The 25,587-nt window shown below is 70.4% G+C and carries 26 protein-coding genes; 17 read left to right on the top strand and 9 right to left on the bottom strand.

The annotated features are described in order from the left end of the window. Positions 1-89: 89 nt before the first annotated feature. On the top strand, positions 90-320 hold the full coding sequence (locus tag OG241_RS39935; RefSeq protein WP_405822611.1) for a hypothetical protein: 231 nt from the start codon (positions 90-92) through the stop codon (positions 318-320). Between the two features lie 138 nt (positions 321-458). Then, a complete protein-coding gene (locus tag OG241_RS39940) occupies positions 459-1,115 on the top strand; it encodes an HU family DNA-binding protein (RefSeq protein WP_405822613.1) in 657 nt (218 codons plus the stop codon). 121 nt (positions 1,116-1,236) lie between these two features. On the opposite strand, the gene OG241_RS39945 is transcribed toward OG241_RS39940, so the two are convergent. After that, positions 1,237-1,458 carry a hypothetical protein gene (locus OG241_RS39945; protein ID WP_405822614.1) on the bottom strand — a complete coding sequence of 74 codons (222 nt, stop codon included), beginning with the start codon at positions 1,456-1,458 and terminating at the stop codon, positions 1,237-1,239. Between the two features lie 9 nt (positions 1,459-1,467). Then, the gene (gene cofC, locus OG241_RS39950; RefSeq protein WP_405822616.1) at positions 1,468-2,106 is read right to left on the bottom strand and encodes a 2-phospho-L-lactate guanylyltransferase; all 639 of its coding nucleotides are present in this window, start codon (positions 2,104-2,106) and stop codon (positions 1,468-1,470) included. A gap of 212 nt (positions 2,107-2,318) precedes the next feature. On the opposite strand from cofC, the gene OG241_RS39955 reads away from it, so the two are divergent. From OG241_RS39955 to OG241_RS39965, 3 genes are read left to right on the top strand one after another with little or no spacing between them, the layout of a single operon-like run. Continuing rightward, entirely contained in the window at positions 2,319-3,203 is an 885-nt protein-coding gene (locus OG241_RS39955) for a lysophospholipid acyltransferase family protein (RefSeq protein WP_405822618.1), read from the top strand. Beyond that, positions 3,200-4,210 carry an NAD(P)H-dependent glycerol-3-phosphate dehydrogenase gene (locus OG241_RS39960; protein WP_405822620.1) on the top strand — a complete coding sequence of 337 codons (1,011 nt, stop codon included), beginning with the start codon at positions 3,200-3,202 and terminating at the stop codon, positions 4,208-4,210. The genes OG241_RS39955 and OG241_RS39960 overlap by 4 nt, the downstream gene beginning before the upstream one ends. A 59-nt stretch (positions 4,211-4,269) precedes the next feature. After that, positions 4,270-5,427 carry a D-alanine--D-alanine ligase family protein gene (locus OG241_RS39965; RefSeq protein WP_405822621.1) on the top strand — a complete coding sequence of 386 codons (1,158 nt, stop codon included), beginning with the start codon at positions 4,270-4,272 and terminating at the stop codon, positions 5,425-5,427. 82 nt (positions 5,428-5,509) lie between these two features. Here the strand turns inward: OG241_RS39965 and OG241_RS39970 are convergent, their stop codons facing one another. Further along, entirely contained in the window at positions 5,510-6,010 is a 501-nt protein-coding gene (locus OG241_RS39970) for a DUF3515 domain-containing protein (protein ID WP_405822623.1), read from the bottom strand. Positions 6,011-6,030: 20 nt separating this feature from the next. After that, positions 6,031-6,264, bottom strand: coding sequence for an Lrp/AsnC family transcriptional regulator (locus tag OG241_RS39975; protein WP_006376792.1), 234 nt, complete (start codon positions 6,262-6,264; stop codon positions 6,031-6,033). Between the two features lie 218 nt (positions 6,265-6,482). Between OG241_RS39975 and OG241_RS39980 the strand changes: the two genes are divergently transcribed. Together OG241_RS39980 and thiD are read left to right on the top strand one after the other, a co-directional pair. Then, complete coding sequence (locus OG241_RS39980; RefSeq protein WP_405822624.1) at positions 6,483-7,448, top strand: thiamine-phosphate kinase; 966 nt, start codon at positions 6,483-6,485, stop codon at positions 7,446-7,448. Between the two features lie 2 nt (positions 7,449-7,450). Continuing rightward, on the top strand, positions 7,451-8,236 hold the full coding sequence (gene thiD, locus OG241_RS39985; protein WP_405826693.1) for a bifunctional hydroxymethylpyrimidine kinase/phosphomethylpyrimidine kinase: 786 nt from the start codon (positions 7,451-7,453) through the stop codon (positions 8,234-8,236). Positions 8,237-8,345: 109 nt separating this feature from the next. On the opposite strand, the gene rpmB is transcribed toward thiD, so the two are convergent. Beyond that, positions 8,346-8,531, bottom strand: a complete 186-nt coding sequence (gene rpmB / locus OG241_RS39990) for a 50S ribosomal protein L28 (RefSeq protein WP_006376789.1) — start codon at positions 8,529-8,531, stop codon at positions 8,346-8,348. Between the two features lie 277 nt (positions 8,532-8,808). Here rpmB and OG241_RS39995 point away from each other — a divergent pair, with 277 nt between their 5' ends. Next, positions 8,809-10,560 carry a DAK2 domain-containing protein gene (locus OG241_RS39995; protein WP_405822626.1) on the top strand — a complete coding sequence of 584 codons (1,752 nt, stop codon included), beginning with the start codon at positions 8,809-8,811 and terminating at the stop codon, positions 10,558-10,560. Positions 10,561-10,748: 188 nt separating this feature from the next. On the opposite strand, the gene OG241_RS40000 is transcribed toward OG241_RS39995, so the two are convergent. After that, positions 10,749-13,688 carry a tetratricopeptide repeat protein gene (locus OG241_RS40000; RefSeq protein ID WP_405822628.1) on the bottom strand — a complete coding sequence of 980 codons (2,940 nt, stop codon included), beginning with the start codon at positions 13,686-13,688 and terminating at the stop codon, positions 10,749-10,751. After that, complete coding sequence (locus tag OG241_RS40005; RefSeq protein WP_334588363.1) at positions 13,685-15,538, bottom strand: HSP90 family protein; 1,854 nt, start codon at positions 15,536-15,538, stop codon at positions 13,685-13,687. Before OG241_RS40005 ends, OG241_RS40000 begins: the two co-directional genes overlap by 4 nt. 173 nt (positions 15,539-15,711) lie before the next feature. On the opposite strand from OG241_RS40005, the gene recG reads away from it, so the two are divergent. The 8 genes from recG (at position 15,712) to mutM (ending at position 23,190) form a co-directional block, all read left to right on the top strand. Next, complete coding sequence (gene recG / locus OG241_RS40010; RefSeq protein WP_405822630.1) at positions 15,712-17,940, top strand: ATP-dependent DNA helicase RecG; 2,229 nt, start codon at positions 15,712-15,714, stop codon at positions 17,938-17,940. Further along, on the top strand, positions 17,941-18,693 hold the full coding sequence (gene rsmD, locus OG241_RS40015; protein ID WP_405822631.1) for a 16S rRNA (guanine(966)-N(2))-methyltransferase RsmD: 753 nt from the start codon (positions 17,941-17,943) through the stop codon (positions 18,691-18,693). Next, a complete protein-coding gene (gene coaD / locus OG241_RS40020) occupies positions 18,690-19,199 on the top strand; it encodes a pantetheine-phosphate adenylyltransferase (RefSeq protein ID WP_405822632.1) in 510 nt (169 codons plus the stop codon). The genes rsmD and coaD overlap by 4 nt, the downstream gene beginning before the upstream one ends. Before the next feature lie 102 nt (positions 19,200-19,301). After that, positions 19,302-20,369: a cell division initiation protein gene (locus OG241_RS40025; RefSeq protein ID WP_405822634.1), complete on the top strand. Its 1,068-nt coding sequence runs from the start codon at positions 19,302-19,304 to the stop codon at positions 20,367-20,369. Positions 20,370-20,498: 129 nt separating this feature from the next. After that, the gene (locus OG241_RS40030) at positions 20,499-21,149 is read left to right on the top strand and encodes a YceD family protein (RefSeq protein ID WP_405822636.1); all 651 of its coding nucleotides are present in this window, start codon (positions 20,499-20,501) and stop codon (positions 21,147-21,149) included. A gap of 2 nt (positions 21,150-21,151) precedes the next feature. Next, complete coding sequence (rpmF, locus tag OG241_RS40035) at positions 21,152-21,325, top strand: 50S ribosomal protein L32 (RefSeq protein ID WP_030753522.1); 174 nt, start codon at positions 21,152-21,154, stop codon at positions 21,323-21,325. A gap of 19 nt (positions 21,326-21,344) precedes the next feature. After that, complete coding sequence (gene rnc, locus OG241_RS40040) at positions 21,345-22,181, top strand: ribonuclease III (protein WP_405822637.1); 837 nt, start codon at positions 21,345-21,347, stop codon at positions 22,179-22,181. Positions 22,182-22,329: 148 nt separating this feature from the next. Next, positions 22,330-23,190 carry a bifunctional DNA-formamidopyrimidine glycosylase/DNA-(apurinic or apyrimidinic site) lyase gene (gene mutM / locus OG241_RS40045; RefSeq protein ID WP_405822638.1) on the top strand — a complete coding sequence of 287 codons (861 nt, stop codon included), beginning with the start codon at positions 22,330-22,332 and terminating at the stop codon, positions 23,188-23,190. 13 nt (positions 23,191-23,203) lie between these two features. Here mutM and OG241_RS40050 read toward each other — a convergent pair whose 3' ends face one another. Continuing rightward, complete coding sequence (locus tag OG241_RS40050) at positions 23,204-23,599, bottom strand: winged helix-turn-helix transcriptional regulator (RefSeq protein ID WP_405822640.1); 396 nt, start codon at positions 23,597-23,599, stop codon at positions 23,204-23,206. A gap of 68 nt (positions 23,600-23,667) precedes the next feature. Beyond that, a complete protein-coding gene (locus OG241_RS40055) occupies positions 23,668-24,825 on the bottom strand; it encodes a CAP domain-containing protein (protein ID WP_405826695.1) in 1,158 nt (385 codons plus the stop codon). A gap of 142 nt (positions 24,826-24,967) precedes the next feature. Between OG241_RS40055 and OG241_RS40060 the strand changes: the two genes are divergently transcribed. Continuing rightward, on the top strand, positions 24,968-25,249 hold the full coding sequence (locus tag OG241_RS40060; RefSeq protein ID WP_405822642.1) for an acylphosphatase: 282 nt from the start codon (positions 24,968-24,970) through the stop codon (positions 25,247-25,249). Positions 25,250-25,587 lie beyond the last annotated feature (338 nt).

Genomic DNA, 25,587 nt, shown 5'->3' on the forward strand with positions numbered 1-25,587 from the left:
GCAGCTCCCGACTGAGCGCGGAAGGCCGTTATAGGCAGCAGTTGCCCCCTGGGCAGGCGACAACTCGCCCCAGATGGCACAATCTGTGCATGGAACACGACGGCCAACTCGAGCTCTACACGGCGGTCGCGGCCCAACTCAAGGAAGCGCACACAACAGTGCGCGCACTGCAAGTCCCGGAGGGCGTACGGATGGCGCTGACCCGGAAGCTGCTGGTCATTACGGCCGCGGCCAAGCACGATCTCGCCGACGCGACAAGGCGGCTGGAACGCTTCAAGGCGGACCTCGACGAGGGTCGATTCCCCGACGAGGACCACTGAGGAACTCCATGACAGCCCGAGTTCGTTGCGACACAAGGGTGATTAGCCCGTTTCGTGTTTGATTTGCGGTATATATCTGCCTAACGTGCGAAAAAGCTTGAACACTTTCGTTCTGGCAATGTCTCCGAAGGGGAAGACGTGAACAAGGCGCAGCTCGTAGAAGCCATTGCGGACAAGGTCGGTGGCCGTCAGCAGGCCGCCGAGGCGGTCGACGCGGTCCTGGACGCCATCGTCCGCGCGACCGTCAGCGGGGACCGGGTCTCGGTCACGGGCTTCGGTTCGTTCGAGAAGGTCGACCGTCCGGCCCGTTACGCCCGCAACCCGCAGACGGGTGAGCGGGTTCGGGTCAAGAAGACCTCCGTCCCCCGCTTCCGTGCGGGCCAGGGCTTCAAGGACCTGGTGAGCGGCTCGAAGAAGCTCCCCCGTGGCGGCGAGGTCGCGGTCAAGAAGGCGCCCAAGGGCAGCCTGACCGGCGGCGGTGCTGCCGCAACGGTCAAGAAGGCCGTGGCGAAGAAGGCCACCACCGCCAAGAGGGCGACGGCCGCGAAGAAGACCGTGGCGAAGAAGGCGACGCCGGCGAAGAAGACCACGGCGACGGCGACGGCGAAGAAGGCCACGGCCAAGAAGACCACCGCGAAGACCGCGGCGGCCAAGAAGACCACGGCCACGGCGAAGAAGACCGCCGCGAAGAAGGCCCCGGCGGCCAAGAAGGCGACGGCGACGAAGGCTCCGGCCCGCAAGTCGGCGGCCCGCACGACCACCACCGCCAAGAAGGCCACCGCTCGCAGCAAGTAGAGGTGCGAGGGCACTCACGCGCCGGGCCGGACTCCCCGAGGGAGTCCGGCCCGCGGCGTGTCCGGAGGCGTTCGGTGGGTTCTCTGCGTTCGGTGGGTTTTCCGAAGGCCTGCTGGAGGCTTCAGAACGTCTGCAAGGTGATGAGCGTGATCCTGGGGGTGTTCCCCGCCCCGGCTGCCTGCTCGGGCCCCTCGACCTCGATGCGCACCCGCTGTCCGGGCCGCAGCAGCCTCAGCCCGCCCGCGTCGAACGCCGGTGCGTCGAAGGGAACGGGGGTGCCGTCGTCGAGCAGCACACTGCCGCTGCGTGTCCCGGCGTCGTACGTGTACGCGGTCGCCTGCATGGCGGCAGCCTACTGGCCCGCGATCAGCAGCCCCTCGACGGCGGCCGCCGTCCGTGTCCCCACCCCGAGGGCGAGCGCCGCCCGCAGATCGTCGCCGGTGTCCACGTCCTGGCGTACGGAATTCACCGAGGTGAGGCCGAGTTCCACGGCGCCCGACTCATGGTGGCGGATTCGGGAACGCGGACCGAAATGCGGGAGCAATTCCTGACCGGGTCGGGCCGTCAGCAGAGTGGTGCCCACGGTGGCCGCGTCCGCGAGGAAAGCACGCGGGAATTCGGCGGCGGCATCCAGGACGCGGGCCAGCTCCAGGGGGCGCAACGCCGGCAGATCGGCGTTCAGGGCCGCCACGGGGCTGTCGGGCCGCAGAGTCCGCACGGCCGCCGCTCCGTGCGCCAGAGCGGCGTTCAGGCCGCCAAGGGGCTCGTCGGAGACGATCGCGGCTCCCAGGGCCGCCAGTTCACGGGCGGCCAGGGCGTCGTTCGTGACTACCGCCACATCACGGACCGCCGGGCAGGCGAGCACCGCTGCCACCGTGTCCTGCGCGAAGGCGAGAGCGAGACCCGGGCGGAGCCCGTCGTGGGCGGTGTCCGCGAGCCTGCTCTTGGCCCGCGCCAGGGGTTTGAGGGGTATGACCACCGTCCACTGCACGCGCGTTCCGTCCCTCCCTCGCCCACCCCGGTCGCTCACCCGGCGCTCTTCCTGCGGCAACCATTGTCACCTGGCTGTCATCAAAGCCCATCTGGCGGTGTCGGTACCGGGGCGTACGGTGTTCTCGACAGACCGGAAGCCCGGGGCGACACTTGTCCGGCCCCAGGTCACCGGCAGAGGTCCTGGTCCAGGCCTTAGAGGAAGGTGTCCGCGTGCCCAGCCGCAGAATCGGCTTCTGGTACCGCCTCGCTGCGGTCATCTGCAAACCGCCGCTCGTGCTTCTGATCAAGCGGGACTGGCGCGGAATGGAGAACATTCCGGCGGCCGGCGGATTTATCACCGCGGTGAACCACAATTCGCATGCGGACCCCTTCGCCTACGGTCACTACCAGTACAACAGTGGTCGGGTTCCGCGTTTTCTGGCGAAGAGCGGGCTTTTCAAGAAGGGATTCAGCGGTGTCATGATGCGCGGCACCGGACAGATCCCCGTCTACCGCGAGACCACCGACGCGCTGAGCGCCTTCCGGGCCGCGATCGACGCCGTGGAACGCGGCGAGTGCGTCGTCTTCTACCCCGAGGGCACCATCACCCGCGACCCTGACCAGTGGCCCATGACCGGCAAGACCGGCGCCGCCCGGGTCGCCCTACAGACCAAGTGCCCGGTGATCCCGGTGGCCCAGTGGGGCGCGAACGAACTGCTCCCGCCGTACTCCAAGAAGCTCAACGTCCTTCCGCGCAAGACCCACCACGTCCTCGCGGGCCCGCCCGTGGACCTGACGCGGTTCTACGACAGGGAAATGAGCCCCGACCTCCTGAAGGAGGCGACGGAGGTCATCATGGCCGCCGTCACCCGCCAGCTGGAGGTCATCCGCGGCGGGAAGGCGCCCGCGACGCCGTACGACCCGCGCCGGGAGCGGATCGAGCAGCGCCGCCGTACGGCCGAGGAAGAGGCGCAGGCCGCGTTGGACGCGCACGCCAGGGCCACCGCCGAGGCGGCCGGTGAAGCACCCCGGTCGAAGGCGGCGGCCGTAGGACAGGCACCGGTGCAAGAAGCAGCGGAAGCACGGGAAGTTCAGGAAGAGGGGCAGGGCAAGTGAGCGAGCGGGTCAAGGCGGCGGTGTTCAGCGCTGGATCATGGGGCACCGCCTTCGGCATGGTGCTCGCCGACGCCGGCTGCGAGGTGACCCTTTGGGCCCGCCGCCCCGAACTCGCCGAGGCGATCAACTCCACGCGGACGAACCCGGACTACTTCCCGGGCGTCGAACTCCCGGAGAACCTCCGCGCCACCACGGACCCCGCCGAGGCCGCCCGCGACGCCGACTTCACGATACTCAGCATCCCCTCGCAGACCCTGCGCGGGAACCTCGCCGAGTGGACGCCGCTGCTCGCCCCCGACACGATCCTCGTCTCCCTCATGAAGGGCGTCGAACTCGGCTCCGCGATGCGGATGAGCGAGGTCATCGACGACGTCGCCAAGGTGGGCCAGGACCGTATCGCGGTCGTCACGGGCCCCAACCTCGCCAAGGAGATCGCCGCCCGGATGCCGGCCGCCGCCGTGGTCGCCTGCACGGACGACGCCGTGGCCCAGCGCCTCCAGACCGTCTGCCACACCCCGTACTTCCGTCCGTACACCAACACCGACGTCGTCGGCTGCGAACTCGGCGGCGCCGTCAAGAACGTGATCGGTCTGGCGGTCGGTATCGCCGACGGCATGGGCCTCGGCGACAACACGAAGGGCTCGCTCATCACGCGCGGCCTCGCGGAGACCGCCCGCCTCGGCCTCGCGATGGGCGCCGACCCGCTCACCTTCGCGGGCCTGGCGGGCCTGGGAGACCTGGTGGCGACCTGCTCGTCGCCGCTCTCCCGCAACCACACCTTCGGCACCAACCTCGGCAAGGGCATGACCCTCCAGGAGACCATCGCGGTCACCAAGCAGACCGCCGAGGGCGTCAAGTCCTGCGAGAGCGTGCTGGATCTGGCCCGCAGGCACGGCGTCGACATGCCGATCACGGAGACGGTCGTCGGCATCGTGCACGAGGGCAAGCCGCCGGTCGTGGCCCTCAAGGAACTGATGTCGCGCAGCGCCAAGCCCGAACGACGCTGAGCAACAGGGGTCTGCGGGCGCTGACTCAGCGCCCTACCACCGGGTACCCTCAACGCGATATGAGCACCGAGAACCTGCCCCAGAGTCCCGAGCAGCCGTCCCGCAAGCCGCGCGTGGCCGTCGTCTTCGGCGGTCGCAGCTCCGAGCACGGGATCTCCGTGGTCACCGCCGGCGCCGTGCTGCGTGCCATCGACCGGACGAAGTACGACGTCCTGCCGATCGGCATCACCCAGGACGGCCGCTGGGCGCTCACCGCCGACGAACCGGAGCGCATGGCGATCGTCGACCGCAAGGCGCCGAACGTCGACGATCTCGCCGAGTCGAGCGAGGGCGGCGTGGTGCTCCCCGTCGACCCCGCGAACCGCGAAGTCGTCTACAGCGAACCGGGATCGGTGCCCAAGGCCCTCGGCGAAGTGGACGTCGTCTTCCCCGTCCTGCACGGCCCGTACGGCGAGGACGGCACCCTCCAGGGCCTGCTGGAGCTCTCCGGTGTCCCGTATGTCGGCGCGGGCGTGCTCGCCTCGGCCGTCGGCCAGGACAAGGAGTACATGAAGCGGGTGTTCACCTCGTTCGGCCTCAAGGTGGGCCCCTACGTGGTGATCCGGCCGCGTGAGTGGGAGCGCGACGAGTCGGCGGCACGCAAGAAGATCATCGACTTCGCCGGTGAGCACGGCTGGCCGCTGTTCGTGAAGCCCGCGCGCGCGGGATCGTCGTTCGGCATCACCAAGGTCGACGAGCTGAGCGGCCTCGACGAGGCGATCGCCGAGGCCCAGCGCCACGACCCGAAGATCATCGTCGAGGCGGCACTGCGCGGACGCGAGATCGAGTGCGGGGTGCTGGAGTTCGAGGACGGCCCGCGTGCCTCCGTACCGGCCGAGATCCCGCCCGTGCAGGCGCACGCCTTCTACGACTTCGAGGCCAAGTACATCGACTCGGCCGACGGCATCGTCCCGGCTCCCCTCACCGACGAGCAGACCGCGGAGGTTCGCCGCCTCGCGGTCGAGGCCTTCGACGCGGCGTCCTGCGAGGGCCTCGTCCGCGCGGACTTCTTCCTCACCGAGGACGGCGAGTTCGTCATCAACGAGATCAACACGATGCCCGGCTTCACCCCGATCTCCATGTACCCGAGGATGTGGCAGGAGACGGGCGTGGACTACCCCGAGCTGGTGGACAGGCTGGTACAGGCAGCCCTGCGCCGCTCAACAGGCCTGAGGTAGAGCGCCCCGAAGGGGCGCGGGGAACTGCCCGACCAGCCACAGCGAACCGAAACCCGACAACGCAACACCCCCACAACGGCGCCTAGTCGGCAATCCCCACAGGAACCGCCTTCTTGATGGCGGCAGCCAGATCAACAAGCACCCCCGAGGTGTCCCGCCCCGACGGAACAGTCACCTCCACATAGACCAGCCGCGAGGAAGTGGTGAAACGGGACGACCCGTCGTCCCGTTTCTCCATCAACCAGCCGACCCCGTTCACCTCACCGCCCACCGCTTTCGGATCGGACCCCAGGGCAACCTTGGGGTCCGTCATCTTGGGCGGCCGTACGACACCGCAGCGCAGTATGATCGCCGGGCTGCCCCAGCCCGCGGTCAGTGCGGACCGGGGCTCGGGGTCGTCGCGGCCCAGGCCGTCCACCTTCGCCGGCAGCGCCTTGTCCAGGTTCCGGCACAGCTTCGTGGCCTTCGCGTCCGGCTCGGGAACCGTGACCGCGGAGCTGTCGTCTGCTGAGGAGCAACCCGTGACGACGATCAACAGGGCAAGCGCGGGCAGAGCGAGCGGCCGGTGGCGGAACAAGTTCACCGGCACAGGGTAGACGGGGGCTACAAGTGCACCACCGGGCAGGTCAGGGTGCGGGTGATGCCGTCCACTTGCTGGACCTTCGCGACCACCATGCGGCCGAGGTCGTCCACGGTGTCGGCCTGGGCGCGCACAATCACGTCGTACGGTCCTGTCACGTCCTCGGCCTGGGTCACCCCCGGGATCTTGCTGATCGTCTCGGCGACGGTCGACGCTTTGCCGACCTCGGTCTGGATCAGGATGTACGCCTGTACCACGGAACCTCCAGGGCGGCCACGAGGATCATGTGGGGAAAAGGAACGCCACGGTATCGCGTCGCCGCGCACCACGGGGAGACCTGCGGCGACGGGACACCCGAGCCGGGGCGTACACGCAAGAACAGGTTGACGGTCACCTCGACCGTACAGAGACCCGCGGGGTCTCGCGATCGGGCCAGGGCAGCAACGGGGACAGGACCAGAAGGGGACGTACGACTATGAAGGGCACTGTGGGCGAACTGGGGGAGTTCGGGCTCATCAGGGAGCTCACCTCCCGGCTCACCACCACCCCGGCGGTCCGGGTAGGCCCCGGCGACGACGCCGCCGTGGTCGCCGCGCCCGACCGCAGGGTCGTGGCGAGCACCGACATCCTCCTGGAAGGGCGGCACTTCCGCCGCGACTGGTCCACCGCGTACGACGTGGGCCGCAAGGCAGCCGCACAGAACCTGGCGGACATCGCCGCCATGGGTGCCGTACCGACCGCGCTGCTGCTCGGCCTGGTCGTCCCCGCCGAACTCCCGGTCACCTGGCCCGTCGAACTGATGGACGGCCTGCGGGACGAGGCGCAGGTCGCGGGCGCCGCCGTGGTCGGCGGTGATGTCGTACGAGGGGACACGATCGTCGTCTCGATCACCGCACTCGGCGACCTGCGCAACCACGAGCCGGTCATCCGGGGCGGCGCGCAGCCCGGTGACGTCGTCGCCGTGACGGGCTGGCTGGGCTGGTCGGCGGCCGGGCACGCGGTGCTCTCGCGCGGCTTCCGCTCACCGCGCGCCTTCGTGGAGGCCCATCGTCGCCCCGAACCGCCGTACCACGCGGGCCCGGCGGCGGCCGGCCTCGGGGCGACCGCGATGTGCGACGTGAGCGACGGGCTGATCGCGGACCTCGGGCACATCGCGGAGGCCAGCAAGGTCCGGATCGACATCCGGTCGGGCGCGATCGACATCCCGTCCCAGATGAACGACATCGGGCAGGCCGTCGGCGTCGACGCCATGCAATGGGTACTCACCGGCGGTGAGGACCACGCGATCGTGGCGACCTTCCCACCCGACGTGAAGCTGCCCGCCCGCTGGAAGGTGATCGGCGAGGTCCTCAACCCCTCCGCGCTGCCCCAGGTGACGGTCGACGGAGCGCCCTGGACCAGCAAGGGCGGCTGGGACCACTTCGCGGACATCGAGTCGTGACCGTGCTCCCGCGGGTCCTCACGGTCGCGGGCTCCGACTCCGGCGGCGGCGCCGGAATCCAGGCCGACCTGAAGACGATGCTGGCGCTCGGCGTGCACGGCATGAGCGTCCTCACGGCGGTCACGGCGCAGAACTCCCTCGGCGTACAGGGCGCTTGGGAACTGCCGGTGGAGGCGGTGCGGGCCCAGTACCGCAGCGTCGTCGACGACATCGGCGTACAGGCCGTGAAGACCGGGATGCTCGTCTCGGCCGAACTGGTCGAGGCGGTCGCCGAGTTGATCACCGAGACGAACGTGCCGACGGTCGTCGACCCGGTGGGCGTCTCCAAGCACGGCGACCCGCTGCTGGCCGCGTCCGCACTGGATTCCGTACGGACGCTGCTGCTTCCGGCGGCGACCGTGGCGACCCCGAACCTCGACGAAGTGGCCCAGCTCACGGGCGTACGCGTCGAGTCGGAGGGACAGTTGCGCGAGGCCGCGGCGGCCGTGCTGGCGTACGGGCCGAAATGGGCGCTGATCAAGGGCGGGCATCTGCCCGGGGAGGCCGTGGACCTGCTCACGGACGGATCCGAGGAGCACTGGCTGCGCGCCCCACGCCACGACAACCGGCATACACACGGCACGGGCTGCACACTGGCGTCGGCCATCGCATCGGGGCTGGCGAAGGGCGAGTCGGTACCGGAGGCGGTGGCGAAGGCGAAGGAGTACGTCACCGGGGCGATCGCGGCCGGGTTCGCGCTGGGCGGCGGGATCGGACCGGTGGACCACGGCTGGCGGCTGCGTGGATAGCGGGGATCCGCCGGAGGGCTTCTGCTCCGCGGGTACGGCAAAAAGCCGGTCCACCGAGGTGGACCGGCTCTGTGCAGCGAACCAGCAGTGGCCGCGCGCTAGCTGATCGTCAGCGCGAGACCTTGCCGGCCTTGATGCACGAGGTGCAAGCGTTCACGCGCTTCGGCGTCCCACTGACCACGGTACGAACGCGCTGGATGTTCGGGTTCCAGCGACGGGGTGTACGGCGGTGCGAGTGGGAGATGCTGTTGCCGAAGCCCGGCCCCTTGCCGCAGACGTCGCAGTTGGCAGCCACGGGTCACTCCAAAGACTTCAGATGCTCTTACGGGTTGATCCCGGCATGCCGGGATCAGGATCGGAGGATCTGAGTGGCACTGCCGGGAGGAAGGCCCGATGTGCGACGACCATCTGGGATGGCTGTCTCGATCGGGCAACCGGAGCAGCATACAACGACTGCGCCAGTACAACGAAACTACCATGGTTGATCAGGGCTTCACTGCCGGCCCCGGGCCACCCGGCATTCACCCGGGGTCTACGCTGCGTGCCACGTCCAGCAGCTCAAGGAGGCACAGGTGCCGCAGGTGCCGCAGACATTCTTCGATGCTCTCGCGGTCCGCACCTGGTGCGGACTCGCGCTGGCCGCGCTCGGGCGGGCGCGCGAGGAGATCGACGCGATCAATGTCTACCCCGTGGCCGACGGCGACACCGGCACCAACCTCTATCTGACGCTGGAATCGGCGTACGCGGCGGTCGAGGCGGCCTTCGCCGGCCACGAGACGGGGGCCGGACCGGCCGGCACCGCCGGGGCTCCGACGCCGGCCGACGCGGCCCGGGCGATGGCCCACGGCGCGCTGATAGGGGCGCGCGGCAACTCCGGCACGATCCTGGCGCAGCTGCTGCGCGGCATGTCCCAGGTGCTGGCCGCCGAGGCGGACGGTCCGGGCGCCCACCTCGACGGCCCCGGCCTGTGCCTGGCCCTGCGGCACGCGGCCGACGCCGCCCGGCAGGCCGTGGCCCATCCAGTCGAGGGCACGGTCCTCACCGTCGCCGAGGCCGCCGCCGACGCCGCGAGGGAGGCGGGGGGCGACTGCGGAACGGTGGCCAGAGCCGCGTACGAGGGTGCCGCGGCCGCGCTGGCCGCGACCCCGGATCAGCTGGCCGTCCTGGGGAGCGCGGGCGTCGTCGACGCGGGCGGGCGGGGGCTGGTGGCGGTCATCGGGGCACTGGTGGAGACGTTCACGGGGGAGGCGCCGGGAGGTGGCTCGACGGGGACGGCAGGAGCGGCGTGGGCGGCACGCGTGCGCGTGCCGACTCGGTCCGAGGCGGTTTCCGGGGCCGTTTCCGAGGTGGTCGAGGCGCCGGCTCCCGGTGGACCCGACGAGTGCGCGGACGACTCCTCGGGGCCCGCGTTCGAGGTCATCTATCTCCTGGAGGCCGAGGACGCGGCCGTCGAGCGGCTCCGGGAGCGGCTCGACCGGCTCGGGGACTCGCTCGTGGTGGTCGGGGGCGACGGGCTGTGGAACGTCCACGTCCATGTCGACGACGCCGGCGCCGCCGTGGAGGCAGGTGTCGAGGCGGGGCGGCCCCACCGGATCCGGATCACGCACTTCGCGGTCGGTGACGTCCACACCGGTGGCGTCGGACGGCCGCCCCGGGAGCGGGTGCAGCGAGCCGTCGTCGCCGTCGTGCCCGGCGAGGGGCTGGCCGGGCTGTACGGCGAGGCCGGCGCCACCACCGTGCTCGCGCGGCCCGGGGAGCCACCCGTCAGCGGGGAACTCGTCGAGGCGGTACGGCGGGCCCACGCGCGCGAGGTCGTGCTGCTGCCCAACGACGCCGACCTGCGCCACACCGCCGCCGCGGCGGCCGAACAGGCCCGCTCGGAGGGCATCCGGGTGGCCCTGATCCCGACCCGTTCGGCGGTCCAGGGCATCGCCGCGCTCGCCGTGCACGAACCGGAACGCCGGTTCGACGAGGACGTCGTCGCGATGACGTCCGCGGCCGGGGCGACCCGCTACGCCGAACTCGCCGTCGCGGAACGCCAGTCCTGGACGATGGCCGGCATCTGCCAGGCCGGCGACGTCCTCGGCCTCATCGACGGCGACGTCGCCGTGATCGGCTCGGACGTCACGGCCACGGCGGAGGCCGTGATCGACCGGATGCTCCAGGCGGGCGGTGAGATGGTCACCCTCGTCCTCGGGGACGAGGCGCCCGAGGCCATCGCGGCGCATCTCGAAGGGCGGGTCCGGGAGGGGTATCTGGCTGTCGACACGGTGGTGTATCGGGGGGGACGGCAGGGGGCGTTGCTGCTCATCGGGGTGGAGTGAGGTGGGGGGTGGGGGTGGTTTTTTCGCCCCCGCCGCCCCTACCCGTCCCATCCTGTTCCTGGGGGCTGCGCCCCCAGACCCCCGCTGTCGGCCCTGAAGGGGCCTCGTCCTCAAACGCCGGACGGGCTGAAATGGTGCGAGCCTCGTCCTCAAGCTCCCACAGAGGGGGGACCCCCAGACGGGCTGGATTAACCCTCCTGCTCCTCCATGAGTTGCAGCATTTGTTCCGCCTCGGCTCGACGGGCGCCCGCCTCCTCGTCGGAGTCGTCGAAGGTCTTGTAGGCGAGCAGCACCCCACGCGCGCGGGCCGCCGCGTCCGACGGGCGGCTCAGGTCCGCCTCCAGCCAGCCGGCGGCCAGTTCGGCGCCGGTGCGGCCGTGCAGGCCTTCCTCGCCGAGGGAGGAGAACACGGCGATCGCCTTCGTCATCTGGGCCAGTGCCGTCTCGAACGCGGCCTCGATCGCGCCGTCCTCGGCGTCCTCGGCGGCGGAGCGGGCCAGCAGGTCGCCGAACTGGCGGTGGGTGTGGGCGAGTTCGGCGCCCAGTTGCTCGCGGGACTCCAGGTCCTCCGCCTCGGACAGGGCCTGCGCGCATTCCCGTACCGCGTCCGCCATCCGTTGCCGGGCCCCGTCGAGGCCCGCCTCCATGCGCAGCGCGAGCCACGCGCGGGCGCGCAGGGCACGCACCAGACCGTGCACGTTGCCGAGCGAGCGCCACAGTTCGCCGGCACGTTCGTAGGCCTGGTCCGCCTCGGCCGGCAGCCCGGCCTGGCCGAGGGACTCGGCGGCGAGATGGGCGAGCGTCGCATGGTCCTGCTGCTCGGGCCAGTGCCGGGCGATCTCCGCGGCCTTCAGCCGACGTTCGGCGGCCTCCCGGTGCTCGCCCAGTTCGCCCAGACAGTCCCCGAGCCACCACAGCGTCTGTACGACCGCGCCGTCACCGTGCGTCTCGCTGCTGAGGTCGGGCAGCGCGGACTCCAGCACCTCGGCCGCCTCCGCCCACCGGCCCTGCCGCAGCAGGAAACCGCCGAGCAGATGCCGGGCCCAGGCGCCCAGGGTCGGGCCCTCGCCCGCCTCGTCGGCCCAGTGCGCGGCCTCCAGGGCGCGGTCCGCGGCCTCCGCGACCTCGTCGCGCGCCCCGAGGATCTCGGCGAGCTGCAGGTTCAGCTGGGCCTGGCCCGCCGCCTCCAGATAGGCCCCGCCGTGCTCCAGGGCCCCGCGCAGCGCCCGCTCGGCCCCGGCGATGTCGCCGAGGTGATGGGCGAGACCGGCCAGCCGGGCCTCGTACTCCACCGCGAACCACGGCAGCCCCGCCGCGACGAACGCGTCCGTGGCCCACGTGAACAGTTCCGCCGCCCCCGCGAGGTCCCCGGTGCGCGTCGCCAGTTCCCCGAGCATGGCCTGTGCCTCCGCGCAGCGTGAGGCGAGCCGCACATCGTCCCCAGCATGCCCGTCGACGAGCGCCAGCAGCTCCCGTACGGCGTTCTCGGCGGCGGCCAGAGCCAGGTCGGTGCCGTCCTCCTCGACCTGCCGCATGAGGATGCGGGCGCGCCCCATCAGGACGGCCGCGGCCTGCCGTACGCCGGTGCGCTCGTCGGAGTAGAGCGCGAGGACCGCCTCGTACGGCTCGGAGACGGCGTCCAGGGCGGCGTCGAGGCCACCGTCGAGGGCCCGGGCGTACGCGGCTCGGGCGCGGGCGGCGAGGGCCTCGCCGGGGTCGCCCGCCTCGGCGTACAGCTCGGCGGCCCGCTCGAAGAGCGCAACGCCCTCAGGACCACCCTCCATGGCCCTGTGGTCGACGATCTCCGCCCTGTCGGCCGCCGGTAGGTCCACGCCCTCGGCGGCCCGCCAGACGGCCGCCCATGCCTCCATCGCGTGCGGCAGCAGCGCGTGGGACATCCGGCGCGCGTCGGAGAGCAGCGCGGGCAGATCGTCCGGGGCGGCGGCCGACTTCTCCACCGTGTCCGGGGCCCCCACGGACTCGGCGGGAGCCCTGCGGGGCGCGGGGATGCCCCTCGCCGCGCGCACACCCAGCGGCAGGCGGTCCACCAGGGGAGCCTGGTCCATGCGCGCGCGGACGCCGTCACCCACGGACGACGTGCCGTTGCGCAGGTCGAAACGCGCCGACAGGGAAAGGGCCTCCGCGCGCGCGTGGACGGCGAGTTCACCGGCGGTCCAGGCCCGCCCGGCCGGGCCGGGCACCGACTGGGTGCCCATGCCGAGGCCGGTGAGCCGGTCCATGAGGAGGGTCACGGCGGCCAGGAAGTCCATCTGGCTGCGCGGCTGCCCGGAGTCCGTGAAGTACGCGGGGCGCTCCGCGAGCAGTTCCAGCGCGCGCGCCTCGTTGCCGGTCAGCGCGCAGAACTCGACATGGTCCGCGTACGCGGCCCGCATGCTCTCCATGGGCCGTACCAGCCGGAAGCCCCGCAGGTGATGCGCGCGGGCCTCGTCCAGCCGGCCCAGACGCAGCAGCGGTCCCAGGGAGGACGCCAGGACGGTGTGCGGTTCGTGGGCGCAGGTGAACTCGCCCTCCAGGACCGGCCGCCACAGGTCGAGCGCCTCGGCGTCCGCGCCCCGTTCGGCCTGCCACCAGCCCTGGCTGTGCAGTTCGCAGGCGTGGCAGTCGGCCATGCTGTCGCGGTCGGCGGCCAGCCAGGCGGCGTACGCCCGTTCGGCCCGCGCCAGGTCACCGACATGCGCGGCGACACTGAACTCGGCGCTCCGCACGGCCCGTTCGGAGTGGCCGGCGAGCCGGTAGCGGTGCTCCATCTCGCCGAGCCACTTCTCGATGGAGGCCAGCGGGATGTGCGGCTGGTCCAGCATGCCCGTGGTCATCCACTTGAAGACCCAGTGCAGCGTGTGGACCTCGTACTCGTCGAAGTCCTCGGGCCGCTCGTCCCACATGCGCAGCAGACGCGCGAAGGGGACGAACATCCTGTCCTTCTCGGAGCTGTAGTTGTAGGCCTTCAGCTGGTGCCCGAGCGCCTCGATAACGGCGAGCGGGATGTTCAGCTTCTCGGCCTCGACCAGCAGCAGCTCCGCGCGCGCGTTGCGGGCCGGTCCCTCGGGCTGCTCCGAGTTCAGCGCCATGGCCTCGCGGAGGGCGTCGAAGTCCTTGATCTCGCTCATCGCCGGCCGTCCTCCGTGGGCTCCGTGGGATCGCTGTGGGTGGCCCACTCCAGGAGGCCGATGAACGCACGGTTCAACAGCGCGGAGTCCGCGGGCCGCAGCGGGCGCTGCGCCATGAGCAGAGCCTGTCCGTACAGGGACTCCGTCGCGGTGCCGATCAGTTCCCGGTCCTCCAGCGAACTGATCCGCCGGATCAGCGGGTTGAGATGGTTGAGCACCAGCCGCGCGCGCGGGGCGCTGCCCCGCAGCGAGCCGAGGATGCCGGCCCACAGGTCGTCGGCCTGCTCCTCGGCCTCCGCGCGCGCCTGCTCGTGCCGGGCCGCCCGGTCGTCCAGGTGCAGCGCGGGCACCGACAGCGGGTGGAAGGCGCGCAGGACCACATCGCACCCCAATGGGTCGAGTTTGGCGCGCGCGGCCCCCAGGAACGCCGCCAGGGCCAGCTCCTCGGCCGGGTCGACCGAGTCCAGGTGCGCGGTCACGGTGTCGGCGTCCAACTCGGCGACCACGGTCCCCGGGCGCACCGACGGCAGCGCCTCGATCAGCTCGCTGTCGTACGTGTAGCCGCCGTTGACGACACCGACGCCCTGCGCGGACGCGATCGGGGCGACCTGCCGGTACTCCTCGACGGTCCGCGTGAAGTGGATCACCGGGTGCCGCTGCGCGAACTCCTCCAGCGACAGCTGCCCGTCGGTCGTCTCGAAGGGGAGCCACGGCAGCATCGTGCGCAGCATCTCCTTGTCGTGCCTGGCCAGGGACTTGACACCCAGATGGTGCACCGACAGGAACGCGGCCAGCCGCTCGGGGTCCCCGGCGGCGAGCCCGGTCAGCCAGGAGCGAATCCTTTCGCCCAGCGCCTCCCGTACGGCGGCCAGCGTCTCGTCCTCGTACAGCGACTCGCGTGAGGCCGTCGGGCGCAGGCTGTCGGTGTCGAGCACGCACCGCACGAAGAACGCCCAGTCGGGCAGCAGCTGTTCGGCCCGCTCGGTGAGCAGCATGCCCTTCAGATGCACCCGGTGACTCGCGCGCTGCGCCGGACTCACGGAGGACGGCAGGACGTACGCCACCCCGCGGATCCCGGCGAGCGGCACGTCCAGGTCGATCGAGTCCAGCGGCGTGAACCCGAACAGGTCGTGACAGTGCCGCTGGAGGGCCACCCTTCGGGTGGCGGGCGACGGATACGGACGGTTCCAGGGCGCCGGCAGATCGGTGACCGCCTCGTCGCCCACCCGCACGTCGTACGGCAGCAGCGACCCGAAGTCCCGCGCCAGCGCCAGCACACGCGCCTCGGTGAGCCACTCGCCGGCGCCGGGCCGCGCCACCAGGTGCACGGTGGTCCCCGGTTCCGGCCGGGCCTCGTCGGGCAGCGTCCGCACGGTGTACGAACCGTCGTCCGCCGCCGTCCACTCCACTGGCGGCGCGTCCGGCGTACGGGCACTGCGGCTGACGACCCTGATCCGCTCGGCCACGACGAAACAGGCCAGCAGCCCGATGCCGAACTGGCCCAGGAACTCCGAACGCGCTTCCTGGATGCCGCCCGGGTCCGCCCGCTTCGAACTGCGGCCGATGGTCGCGAGCAGGTTGTGCACGTCCGCCTCGGTGAGACCGACCCCGGAGTCCTCGACCCGCAGGGTGCCGCCCTCCGCGTACAGCCGCACCCGCGCGGGTGCGTCGGGCTGCTCGGCGCGCCGGGCGGTGATCGCGTCCACGGCGTTCTGCAGCAGCTCGCGCAGATAGACCCTGGGGCTGGAGTAGAGGTGATGGGAGAGCAGGTCCACGAGGCCGCGCAGGTCGACCTGGAACGTATGCGGGGACTGGGGTGCCTGGGATGACTGTGAGGTCTGGGAGTCCATCGTCGCAGCGCCGGAGGGGGGACCAGGTTCTGGCGACGGCGCGGGGTCGGGCGGTCCCGGTGAGGCGGTGACCGCGGGGGATGGCCGGTGGCGCGCCATCCTAGGCCCCGAACGAGCCGTCTGACCAGCGGATTCTGAGTACGTATACGGCAATGTCAGTGGCGTGGTGTGCAATGGATCTCGTGCCCGCACTGGAAGAACCCCTGAAACAACAGCTGAAGTCAGTGCTCGGCCCCGCCACCGCGAAGGTGATGGCCGAGCACCTCGGCCTGCACACCGTCGGCGACCTCCTGCACCACTATCCGCGCAGGTACGAGGAGCGGGGCCAGCTCACCCACCTGGCCGAACTCCCCATGGACGAGCACGTGACCGTGGTCGCCCAGGTGGCCGACGCCCGCCTGCACACCTTCGCGTCCGCCAAGGCCCCCCGGGGCAAGGGCCAGCGCCTGGAAGTCACCATCACGGACGGCAGCGGCCGGATCCAACTGGTCTTCTTCGGCCACGGAGTCCACAAACCCCACAAGGAACTCCTCCCCGGCACCCGCGCCCTGTTCGCCGGCAAGGTCTCGGTCTTCAACCGCCGCCTCCAGCTGGCCCATCCGGCGTACGAGTTGCTGCGCGGCGACACCGACGAGGCGGCGGAGGCCGTCGACTCCTGGGCGGGCGCCCTGATCCCGATGTACCCGGCCACCGCGAAGCTGGAGTCCTGGAAGATCGCCAAGTCGGTGCAGACGGTCCTGGTCAGTGCCGAGGACGCCGTCGACCCGCTGCCCCCCTCCCTTCGGGAGGGCAGGGGCCTGGCCACCCTCCCCGAGGCCCTGCTGAAGATCCACCGCCCGCACACCAAGGCGGACATCGAGGAGGCGCGCACCCGCCTCAAGTGGGACGAGGCGTTCGTCCTCCAGGTAGCCCTGGCCCGCCGCCGCCACGCGGACGCCCAACTCCCGGCGGTGCCCCGCAGACCGTCCCCGGACGGCCTCCTCACCGCCTTCGACGCGAAACTCCCCTTCACCCTCACGGAGGGCCAGCAGACGGTCTCCAAGGAGATCTTCGACGACCTGGCGGCGGAACACCCCATGCACCGGCTGCTCCAGGGGGAGGTCGGAAGCGGCAAGACGATGGTGGCCCTGCGCGCCATGCTCGCCGTGGTCGACGCGGGCGGTCAGGCCGCGATGCTCGCGCCCACCGAGGTGCTCGCCCAGCAGCACCACCGGTCGATCACCGAGATGATGGGGGAGTTGGCCGAGGGCGGGATGCTCGGCGGCGCCGACAAGGCCACCAAGGTGGTGCTCCTGACCGGCTCCATGGGCACCGCGGCCCGCCGCCAGGCACTGCTGGACCTCGTCACCGGAGAGGCGGGGCTCGTGATCGGCACGCACGCGCTGATCGAGGACAAGGTCCAGTTCCACGACCTCGGCCTGGTCGTGGTGGACGAACAGCACCGCTTCGGCGTCGAACAGCGCGACGCCCTGCGCGGCAAGGGCAAACAGCCCCCGCACCTCCTGGTGATGACCGCCACGCCCATCCCGCGCACGGTCGCCATGACCGTCTTCGGCGACCTGGAGACGTCCGTCCTGGACCAGCTCCCGGCCGGCCGCTCCCCGATCGCCAGCCATGTCGTCCCGGCCGCCGACAAGCCCCACTTCCTGGCCCGCGCGTGGGAGCGCGTGCGCGAGGAGGTGGGCAACGGCCATCAGGCGTACGTGGTCTGCCCCCGTATCGGGGACGAGGAGGAGGACCCGAAGAAGGCCGCGAAGAAGAAGTCTGCCGAGGACGAGGCCGAGAAACGCCCGCCGCTCGCTGTCGTGGAGGTGGCCGAGCAGCTCACCCGGGGCCCGCTCCAGGGGCTGAGGGTCGAGATCCTGCACGGCCGTATGCACCCCGACGACAAGGACGCCGTGATGCGCCGCTTCGCCGCCGGGGAGACGGACGTCCTGGTGGCCACCACGGTCATCGAGGTCGGCGTCAACGTGCCCAACGCCACCGCCATGGTGATCATGGACGCCGACCGCTTCGGCGTCTCCCAGCTCCACCAGCTCAGGGGCCGCGTCGGCCGAGGCTCGGCCGCCGGTCTCTGCCTCCTGGTCAGCGAGATGCCCGAGGCGAGCCCCGCCCGCCAGCGCCTCAACTCCGTCGCCGCCACCCTCGACGGCTTCGAACTGTCCCGCATCGACCTCGAACAACGCCGCGAGGGCGACGTCCTGGGCCAGGCCCAGTCCGGTGTCCGCACCTCCCTGCGGATGCTCACCGTCATCGACGACGAGGAGATCATCGCGGAGGCAAGGGAGGAGGCGTCGGCCGTGGTCGCCGCCGACCCCGACCTGGAACGCCTACCGGGCCTCCGCACGGCACTGGACGCACTGCTGGACGAGGAGAGAGAGCAGTACCTGGACAAGGGCTGAGTGTCGCTTTGTCTCCGGTTGCTCTTCCGTGGCGGCTGCTCGCCCCTCCAGGGGCGCGGGGAACTGCGCGACAAGCCACAACGAACCCGCAGCCGCTCACAACGCAACGCACCCCCCACCCCCGCCTGCCAAACTGAACAGCCCCCACCCCTCGAACAAGGACCCCAAATGACCCGCGTGATCGCCGGCACAGCCGGCGGACGCCGCCTAGCCGTCCCACCGGGAACAGGCACGCGCCCCACCTCCGACCGCGCCCGAGAGGGCCTCTTCTCCACCTGGCAAGCCCTCCTCGGCGGCCCCCTGGACGGTGAGCGCGTCCTCGACCTGTACGCCGGCTCGGGCGCCGTGGGCCTGGAGGCGCTCAGCCGCGGCGCCGGGCACACCCTCCTCGTGGAGGCCGACGCCCGCGCCGCCCGCATCATCCGCGAGAACGTGAAGGCGCTCGGGCTGCCCGGCGCCGAGGTCAGGGCGGGCAAGGCGGAACAGGTTGTTCAGGCGCCGTCCACACAGCCGTACGACATCGTCTTCCTCGACCCGCCGTACGCCGTCGAGAACGACGATCTTCGGGAGATTCTGCTCACACTCCGGGCCGGGGGCTGGCTCGCGGCCGAAGCCCTCGTCACCGTGGAGCGCAGCACCAGAGGCGGTCAGTTCCCTTGGCCGGACGGCTTCGAAGCGCTCCGGTCCCGTCGTTACGGCGAGGGAACGTTTTGGTACGGTCGCGCCGCCTCTACGTGCGAAGACGCACGATGACCGGACCGGAGAGCGAGGGATCACTAGTGCGCCGCGCCGTCTGTCCCGGGTCGTTCGACCCGATCACCAACGGACACCTCGACATCATTTCCCGCGCCTCCCGTCTGTACGACGAGGTCTATGTCGCGGTCATGATCAACAAGTCCAAGAAGGGCCTCTTCGAGGTCGAAGAACGGATCGACCTGATCCGCCAGGTCACCGCCGAGTTCGGCAACGTCCGGGTCGAGTCCTTCCACGGCCTCCTCGTCGACTTCTGCAAGCAGCGCGACATCCCGGCCATCGTCAAGGGCCTGCGCGCGGTCAGCGACTTCGACTACGAACTCCAGATGGCCCAGATGAACAACGGGCTGTCCGGCGTCGAGACGCTCTTCGTGCCGACCAATCCCACTTACAGCTTCCTGTCCTCCTCGCTCGTCAAGGAGGTCGCCGCCTGGGGCGGGGACGTCTCCCACCTCGTGCCGCCACTCGTCCTGGAAGCCCTCGACGACCGCCTCAAGAAGGACTGACGAGGGACTGACATACCGTCACTCGGTGTCGGGCGGGTCGGCAGGAGTCGTACAGTCGACCCGTCCGTCTTCATCACAGCTGTAGAGAGTGGCGAGCACACGGTGGACGTGCAGAAGAAGCTCGACGAGATCGTCTCCACGGTCTCCAGTGCCCGGTCGATGCCCATGTCGGCCTCGTGCGTGGTCAACCGCGCCGAACTGCTCGCGATGCTGGAAGAGGTGCGCGCGGCCCTGCCCGGCTCCCTCGCGCAGGCGCAGGAGCTGATCGGCGACCGGGAACAGCTGGTCGACCAGGCCCGCCAGGAGGCCGACCGGATCATCCGGACCGCGCACGAGGAGCGCGGCTCGCTGATCTCCGACACGGAGGTCGCCCGCCGCTCTCAGAGCGAGGCGGACCGCATCCTCACGGAGGCCCGCAAGGAGGCCGAGGACGTCCGCGCCGAGGCCGACGACTACGTCGACTCCAAGCTGGCCAACTTCGAGGTCGTCCTCACCAAGACCCTCGGCTCGGTCGGCCGTGGCCGCGAGAAGCTGCTCGGCACCGGCCCGGGCCTCGACGACCAGGGATACGAGGACGAGGACGCCCCCGAGCGCAGCCACGACCCCGAGACCCTGCGCCTCAACGCCGACAAATACGTCGACGTGAAGCTCGGCGCCTTCGAGGCGGTCCTCGCCAAGACCCTGGAGGCCGTCGGACGCGGCCGGCAGACCCTGCACGGCCGCATCGCCAGCGACGACCTCGGTGTCCTCGCCCAGGACGACGACGGCACCGCCAGGCAGCACACCAGTGACGAGGACTTCCTGGCCGGCCTCGCCGCCGTCCCGGACGCCCCCGCCGAACAGCCCCGAACGGCGGACATCCCCGCCCAGCAGCAGTACGGCCAGCAGGACCAGTACGGCTACCAGCAGCCCGCCGACCCCTACGGCGGCTACCAGCAGGCGTACGCCCAGCAGCAGGACCAGTACGGCTACCAGACGGCCGACCCGTACGCCTCCTACCAGGCGTACGACGGCTCGCAGGCCGCCTACGACCCCGCCCAGGACCAGCAGGGCTACGCCCAGCAGGAACAGCAGCAGTCGTACGCCCTCGACGAGACCAGCCTCTTCGACACCGGCATGATCAGCGCCGAGCAGCTGCGCGCCTACGAACAGGGGCGCGGCGGGCAGTAAGTGCCCGCACGGGGACCGGATTGGGCCGTGGGCGGAAGGTCCAGTATCCTGGCTCTTCGGTCGCATGTACCTCTGCGATCACCGCTGCCCGGAAGACGGGCAGCTGAGCATCGAAGATCGAAAGCAGGAATGGCTCTGAACGCCCGCCTCGACCACCGCAACCCTCTTGTGTTCGACACACACGAGCTGGGGCGGCGTCCTGGCGCGCTGCAGCGCCTGACCCGTGAGATCGACGCTCCCGCGGATCTCGGGATCCAGGGGGTCATCGGAGTGCCGGAAGGCGCACTGGTGGAGCTCGAACTCCGTCTGGAGTCCGTCATGGAAGGTGTGCTTGTCACAGGCACCGCCCGTGCACGGGCCAAGGGGGAGTGCGTAAGGTGTCTGGAGCCGCTCGAGCAGGAGCTCACAGCGGACTTCCAGGAGATGTTCTCGTACCCTGACGCCGACGACCGGGGCCGCGTAAAGGCGGAGCCGGCCGACGACGCCGAGGACGACGAGGACACGCTCTTCATCGAGGACGGCTTGTTCGACCTCGAATCCGTGCTGCGTGATGCGGTGGTGCTCGCACTGCCGATGCAGCCGGTGTGCCAGGACGACTGCCCCGGCCTGTGCTCCGAGTGCGGAGCCCGGCTGGCTGACGACCCGGCCCACCACCACGATGCCGTCGACATCCGTTGGGCGGCACTGCAGGGACTCGCAGGTTCACTCGAACCCGGCGAGAAGGACGAGATCAGCGGCGCCGAAGCGCAAGCGGGCGTCGACGAGAAGCAGGAGAAGTAGCCGTGGCTGTTCCGAAGCGGAAGATGTCGCGCAGCAACACGCGCCACCGCCGGTCGCAGTGGAAGGCTGCGGTCCCCACCCTGGTTGCGTGCGAGCGCTGCCAGGAGCCCAAGCTGCAGCACATCGCGTGCCCGTCTTGCGGCACTTACAACAAGCGCCAGGTCCTCGAGGTCTGAGCGGCTGGTGAGAGGCTTCATGTCTGACGCCCAGGCGGATTCGTCCGCCAAGAAGAAGGCGGACACGGCCTCGTCCCACACGCTTCTGGAAGGGCGGCTCGGCTACCAGCTGGAGTCCGCCCTTCTGGTGCGTGCGCTGACCCACCGTTCGTACGCGTACGAGAACGGCGGTCTGCCCACCAACGAGCGGCTGGAGTTCCTCGGGGACTCCGTGCTCGGCCTGGTGGTCACGGACACGCTGTACCGGACCCACCCCGACCTCCCAGAAGGCCAGTTGGCCAAGCTGCGGGCCGCGGTGGTCAATTCTCGTGCGCTCGCGGAGGTGGGCCGTGGGCTCGAACTCGGCTCCTTCATCCGGCTCGGCCGGGGTGAAGAGGGCACGGGCGGGCGGGACAAGGCGTCCATCCTCGCCGACACCCTCGAAGCGGTGATCGGCGCTGTCTATCTCGACCAGGGTCTCGACGCGGCGGGCGAACTCGTCCACCGTCTCTTCGACCCGCTGATCGAGAAGTCCTCGAACCTCGGTGCCGGCCTGGACTGGAAGACCAGTCTCCAGGAGCTCACCGCGACCGAAGGGCTCGGTGTACCCGAGTACCTGGTCACGGAGACCGGCCCGGACCACGAGAAGACCTTCACTGCTGCCGCCCGCGTCGGAGGCGTCTCGTACGGCACCGGCACCGGCCGCAGCAAGAAGGAGGCGGAGCAGCAGGCCGCGGAATCGGCCTGGCGTTCCATCCGCGCGGATGCGGACGAACGTGCGAAGGTCGCCGCCGCGGAGGCGGTGGCTGTGGCCGCGGCTGAGGCTGCGGTGCCTGTTGAGGACGACGCTGAGGCGTCTTCCTCCACGTCTGCCTGAGTTTGCGTGCACCAGTGTCTGTCCCTGGCGGGACGGGCACTGGTGTTCTTTTGGTTGTTCCTTGGCCGCGGGTCGAGTGTGGCTTGTCGCGCCCACGCGGCGGAGCCGCAAATGTCAGAGCCCCGCGCCCCTAAAGGGCGGATTCCCTGTGCCTGAGTTGCCTGAAGTCGAAGTCGTACGGCGAGGGCTGGCCCGCTGGGTTGCTCAGCGCGTCGTCGCTGATGCCGAGGTGTTGCACCCACGTGCCGTGCGGCGGCATGTCGCCGGGGCCGATGACTTCACGCACCGACTCAAAGGGCACCGCATCGGTACGCCCAGTCGGCGCGGAAAGTATCTGTGGCTGCCGTTGGAGGACACCGGGCAGTCGGTGCTGGCGCATCTCGGGATGAGCGGGCAGTTGCTCGTCCAGCCGCACGACGCCGCCGACGAGAAGCATCTGCGGATTCGCGTCCGGTTCGCCGACGATCTCGCCACCGAACTGCGCTTCGTCGACCAACGCACCTTCGGCGGACTGTCGTTGCACGACAACACCCCCGACGGTCTGCCCGACGTCATCGCCCATATCGCCCGTGACCCCCTCGATCCGCTGTTCGACGACGAGGCCTTCCATCAGGCGCTGCGCCGGAAGCGTACGACCATCAAACGGGCCCTGCTCGACCAGTCGTTGATCAGCGGCGTGGGCAACATCTACGCGGACGAGGCCCTTTGGCGCTCCCGCGTCCACTACGAGCGTCCGACCGCCGGCTTCACCCGCCCGCGCACGGCCGAACTCCTGGGCCACGTACGCGATGTGATGAACGCCGCCCTGGCCGTGGGCGGCACGAGTTTCGACAGTCTGTACGTCAACGTCAATGGCGAATCGGGGTATTTCGACCGTTCGCTCGACGCGTACGGACGCGAGGGGCTGCCCTGTAAGCGCTGTGCGACGCCGATGCGTCGCCGCCCCTGGATGAACAGGTCGAGCTACTTCTGCCCCAAGTGCCAGCAGGCGCCCCGCCCTTCGTCGTAGACGGGCGAGGACGCTATCGGCGGGGGATACGTGTCTCGTCGTACCGCTGGCGGGCTTCCATCACGGAGTCCATGTGGCCCTCCATGAAGTGGATGAGCGCCAACAGACGTTCGGCGATCTCGTGGCCCAGATCCGTCAGTTCGTAGTCCACCCGGGGCGGGTTCGTCGGCTGGGCCTCGCGGTGGACCAGGCCGTCGCGCTCCAGGGCCTGGAGAGTCTGGGAGAGCATCTTCTCGCTCACGCCGTCGACGCGGCGGCGCAGCTCGTTGAAGCGGAGGGAACCCTCCTGCAGGGCGCCGAGAGTGAGCGCGCCCCAGCGGCCCGTGACGTGCTCCAGCGTGCCGCGCGAAGGGCAGGCCCTGGCGAACACGTCGTAGGGGAGGGGCTGCTCCTCCATGGTGTTCATCATGACCCCAGAGTACGCCAGCACAGCGCCAACCTGAAGATTGCGCTAACTGGAAGTTAGCGCAATCTGGGTCAGTACCCGAAGTCCTGGGTCCACCAGGGGCCGCCCGAGCCGAAGTGCACACCCACGCCCAGCGTCTTGAAGTCGCAGTTCAGGATGTTGGCCTTGTGGCCGGGGCTGTTCATCCAGGCCTCCATCACCGCGGCGGCGTCGGCCTGTCCCCGGGCGATGTTCTCGCCGCCGAGGCTGGTGATGCCGGCCTTGTCCGCCCGGTCCCAGGGCGAGAGGCCGTCGGGGTCGGTGTGGTCGAAGAAGTCCCGGGCGGCCATGTCCTCGCTGAACGCCTCCGCCAAGTCCTGCAGCGCGCTGTTCGCGGACACCGCGCTGCAGCCGACCTTGGCCCGCTCCTCGTTGACGAGCTGAAGCACCTCCGCCTCGGCGGCGGCCTGCGCGGACACCGTGACGGGGGCGGAGGACTGCTGCCTCGCCTTCTCCTTCGACTTCGTCGGAGTGGGTGCCGGAGTCGTCTTCGGTGCCTCGCTGGGAGTGACCGCCGACTTCTTCGGCGGGGCCTTGGGCGTCGGGGTCGTCGGCGCGGTCGACTGGGAGGGCGACACGGACGGGGAGGGTGAGGTCGTGCCGCGGTCCGCGTCACGGCTCGTCGACGTGCCGCTGTCGCGGTCTTCGTCGGCGTTGCCGGACGCGCCGCCCTGCTGGGTCTCGGCGTTCGTCGGGGTGTCCGCGGCCTGCACCTTGTCGCCGCCGCCTGCGCCGCCGACCGTGTACTTGTCACCGCCGGGCAGCACGCCCGTGGCGACCGCGACCGTACCCAGGGCCACCGCGGCGGAGACGCCCAGCAGGCCCGTACGGACCGACATGGACGACCGCTTCTTGCGGCGCCGGCGGTTGCCGCCTGCGCCGAGCCCGGCGAAGGAGCCGCCGGCTGTCGCCGAGTGGGCACCGGTGTCGTCCGGCGCGAAGAGGTAGGCGTCACTCCTCGCGTAGGCGTCGGAGTGCGCCTCCGGGTGCAGATACGGAGCGATCCCCACGGTGGTGGGCGCGTCCTCCCACAGCGTGCTGTAGGCGGTGTGAGGCGTGTGAGGGACCTGGGCGTCGTACGGCCCGTGGCCGGATCCGTAGCCGTCCGTGTCCGAATCGTATGGTTCCGTGACCCCCGTGGCGCGACCTGTGGCGGCGCGGCCGGCGGCGGAGCGTCGGTGCCGTCCCATGTTGTGGCCTTCCTCGTCCTTGCGGTCAGGATTACTCACTCGAACGAGTGAGTTTCATATGAGATTCGTTGGGTGGGGACGGTACCCCATGGCGCAAGGGGAGGATGTGCTCAGAGAGACATTGGCCCGTTAGCGTGCATCCATGAACGAGGATGTACGACTGGTCGCCTGGGTGCGGGGACGCGTGCAGGGCGTGGGTTTCCGCTGGTTCACGCGGGCGAGGGCCCTGGAGATCGGCGGCCTGAGTGGTTTTGCTCTCAATCTGGACGACGGACGTGTGCAAGTGGTCGCGGAGGGCACTCGAGAGGGCTGCGAGGGACTGCTCGACTGGCTGCGCGGAGACGACACGCCCGGCCGAGTGGACGGCGTCACCGAGATCTGGGACACACCTCGCCGGATCTACGACGGCTTCGCCATCCGCTGAGACGGTTCTGTAAACCGGCCCAGGCCGCAGCCCATGGGCATGCCACACGCACCTGTCCACAGCAGAAACTCGCTGGTGGTTGCCAAGAAGCGCAGGTCGTGGCAGGCTCCGCGGAAAACGCTTGCCGCCACGCCCTCGGGCCCCGTCAGAGGCGCAGCGCCGCCCGCAAGAGGCCGCGCGCCCCGGGCCGCCCGCCAATACAGGGCGTGATCGTGTTGACCGTCAAACTTTTTGGTGAGACGCTGAAAGCCCCGCGCACCTTAGCTGTTTGGCATGTAAGAACGGCAGCAAAAACCCAAGCAAGAACTCCAGAGTGCCAAGCATCGCGGGTGCGATTC

It is taken from the genome of Streptomyces sp. NBC_01390 (genome assembly GCF_045040105.1).
In the GTDB taxonomy this organism is placed as follows: Bacteria; Actinomycetota; Actinomycetes; order Streptomycetales; family Streptomycetaceae; genus Streptomyces.

Bases quoted from the DNA above. Each gene is read 5' to 3' on its own strand.
- OG241_RS39935 (WP_405822611.1), top strand. From the start codon at position 90: ATGGAACACGACGGCCAACTCGAGCTCTACACGGCGGTCGCGGCCCAA.
- OG241_RS39945 (WP_405822614.1), bottom strand. From the start codon at position 1,458: ATGCAGGCGACCGCGTACACGTACGACGCCGGGACACGCAGCGGCAGT.
- OG241_RS39965 (WP_405822621.1), top strand. From the start codon at position 4,270: ATGAGCACCGAGAACCTGCCCCAGAGTCCCGAGCAGCCGTCCCGCAAG.
- OG241_RS39980 (WP_405822624.1), top strand. From the start codon at position 6,483: ATGAAGGGCACTGTGGGCGAACTGGGGGAGTTCGGGCTCATCAGGGAG.
- OG241_RS40000 (WP_405822628.1), bottom strand. From the start codon at position 13,688: ATGAGCGAGATCAAGGACTTCGACGCCCTCCGCGAGGCCATGGCGCTG.
- OG241_RS40005 (WP_334588363.1), bottom strand. From the start codon at position 15,538: ATGGACTCCCAGACCTCACAGTCATCCCAGGCACCCCAGTCCCCGCAT.
- recG (WP_405822630.1), top strand. From the start codon at position 15,712: ATGGATCTCGTGCCCGCACTGGAAGAACCCCTGAAACAACAGCTGAAG.
- coaD (WP_405822632.1), top strand. From the start codon at position 18,690: ATGACCGGACCGGAGAGCGAGGGATCACTAGTGCGCCGCGCCGTCTGT.
- OG241_RS40030 (WP_405822636.1), top strand. From the start codon at position 20,499: ATGGCTCTGAACGCCCGCCTCGACCACCGCAACCCTCTTGTGTTCGAC.
- rnc (WP_405822637.1), top strand. From the start codon at position 21,345: ATGTCTGACGCCCAGGCGGATTCGTCCGCCAAGAAGAAGGCGGACACG.
- OG241_RS40050 (WP_405822640.1), bottom strand. From the start codon at position 23,599: ATGATGAACACCATGGAGGAGCAGCCCCTCCCCTACGACGTGTTCGCC.
- OG241_RS40055 (WP_405826695.1), bottom strand. From the start codon at position 24,825: ATGGGACGGCACCGACGCTCCGCCGCCGGCCGCGCCGCCACAGGTCGC.
- OG241_RS40060 (WP_405822642.1), top strand. From the start codon at position 24,968: ATGAACGAGGATGTACGACTGGTCGCCTGGGTGCGGGGACGCGTGCAG.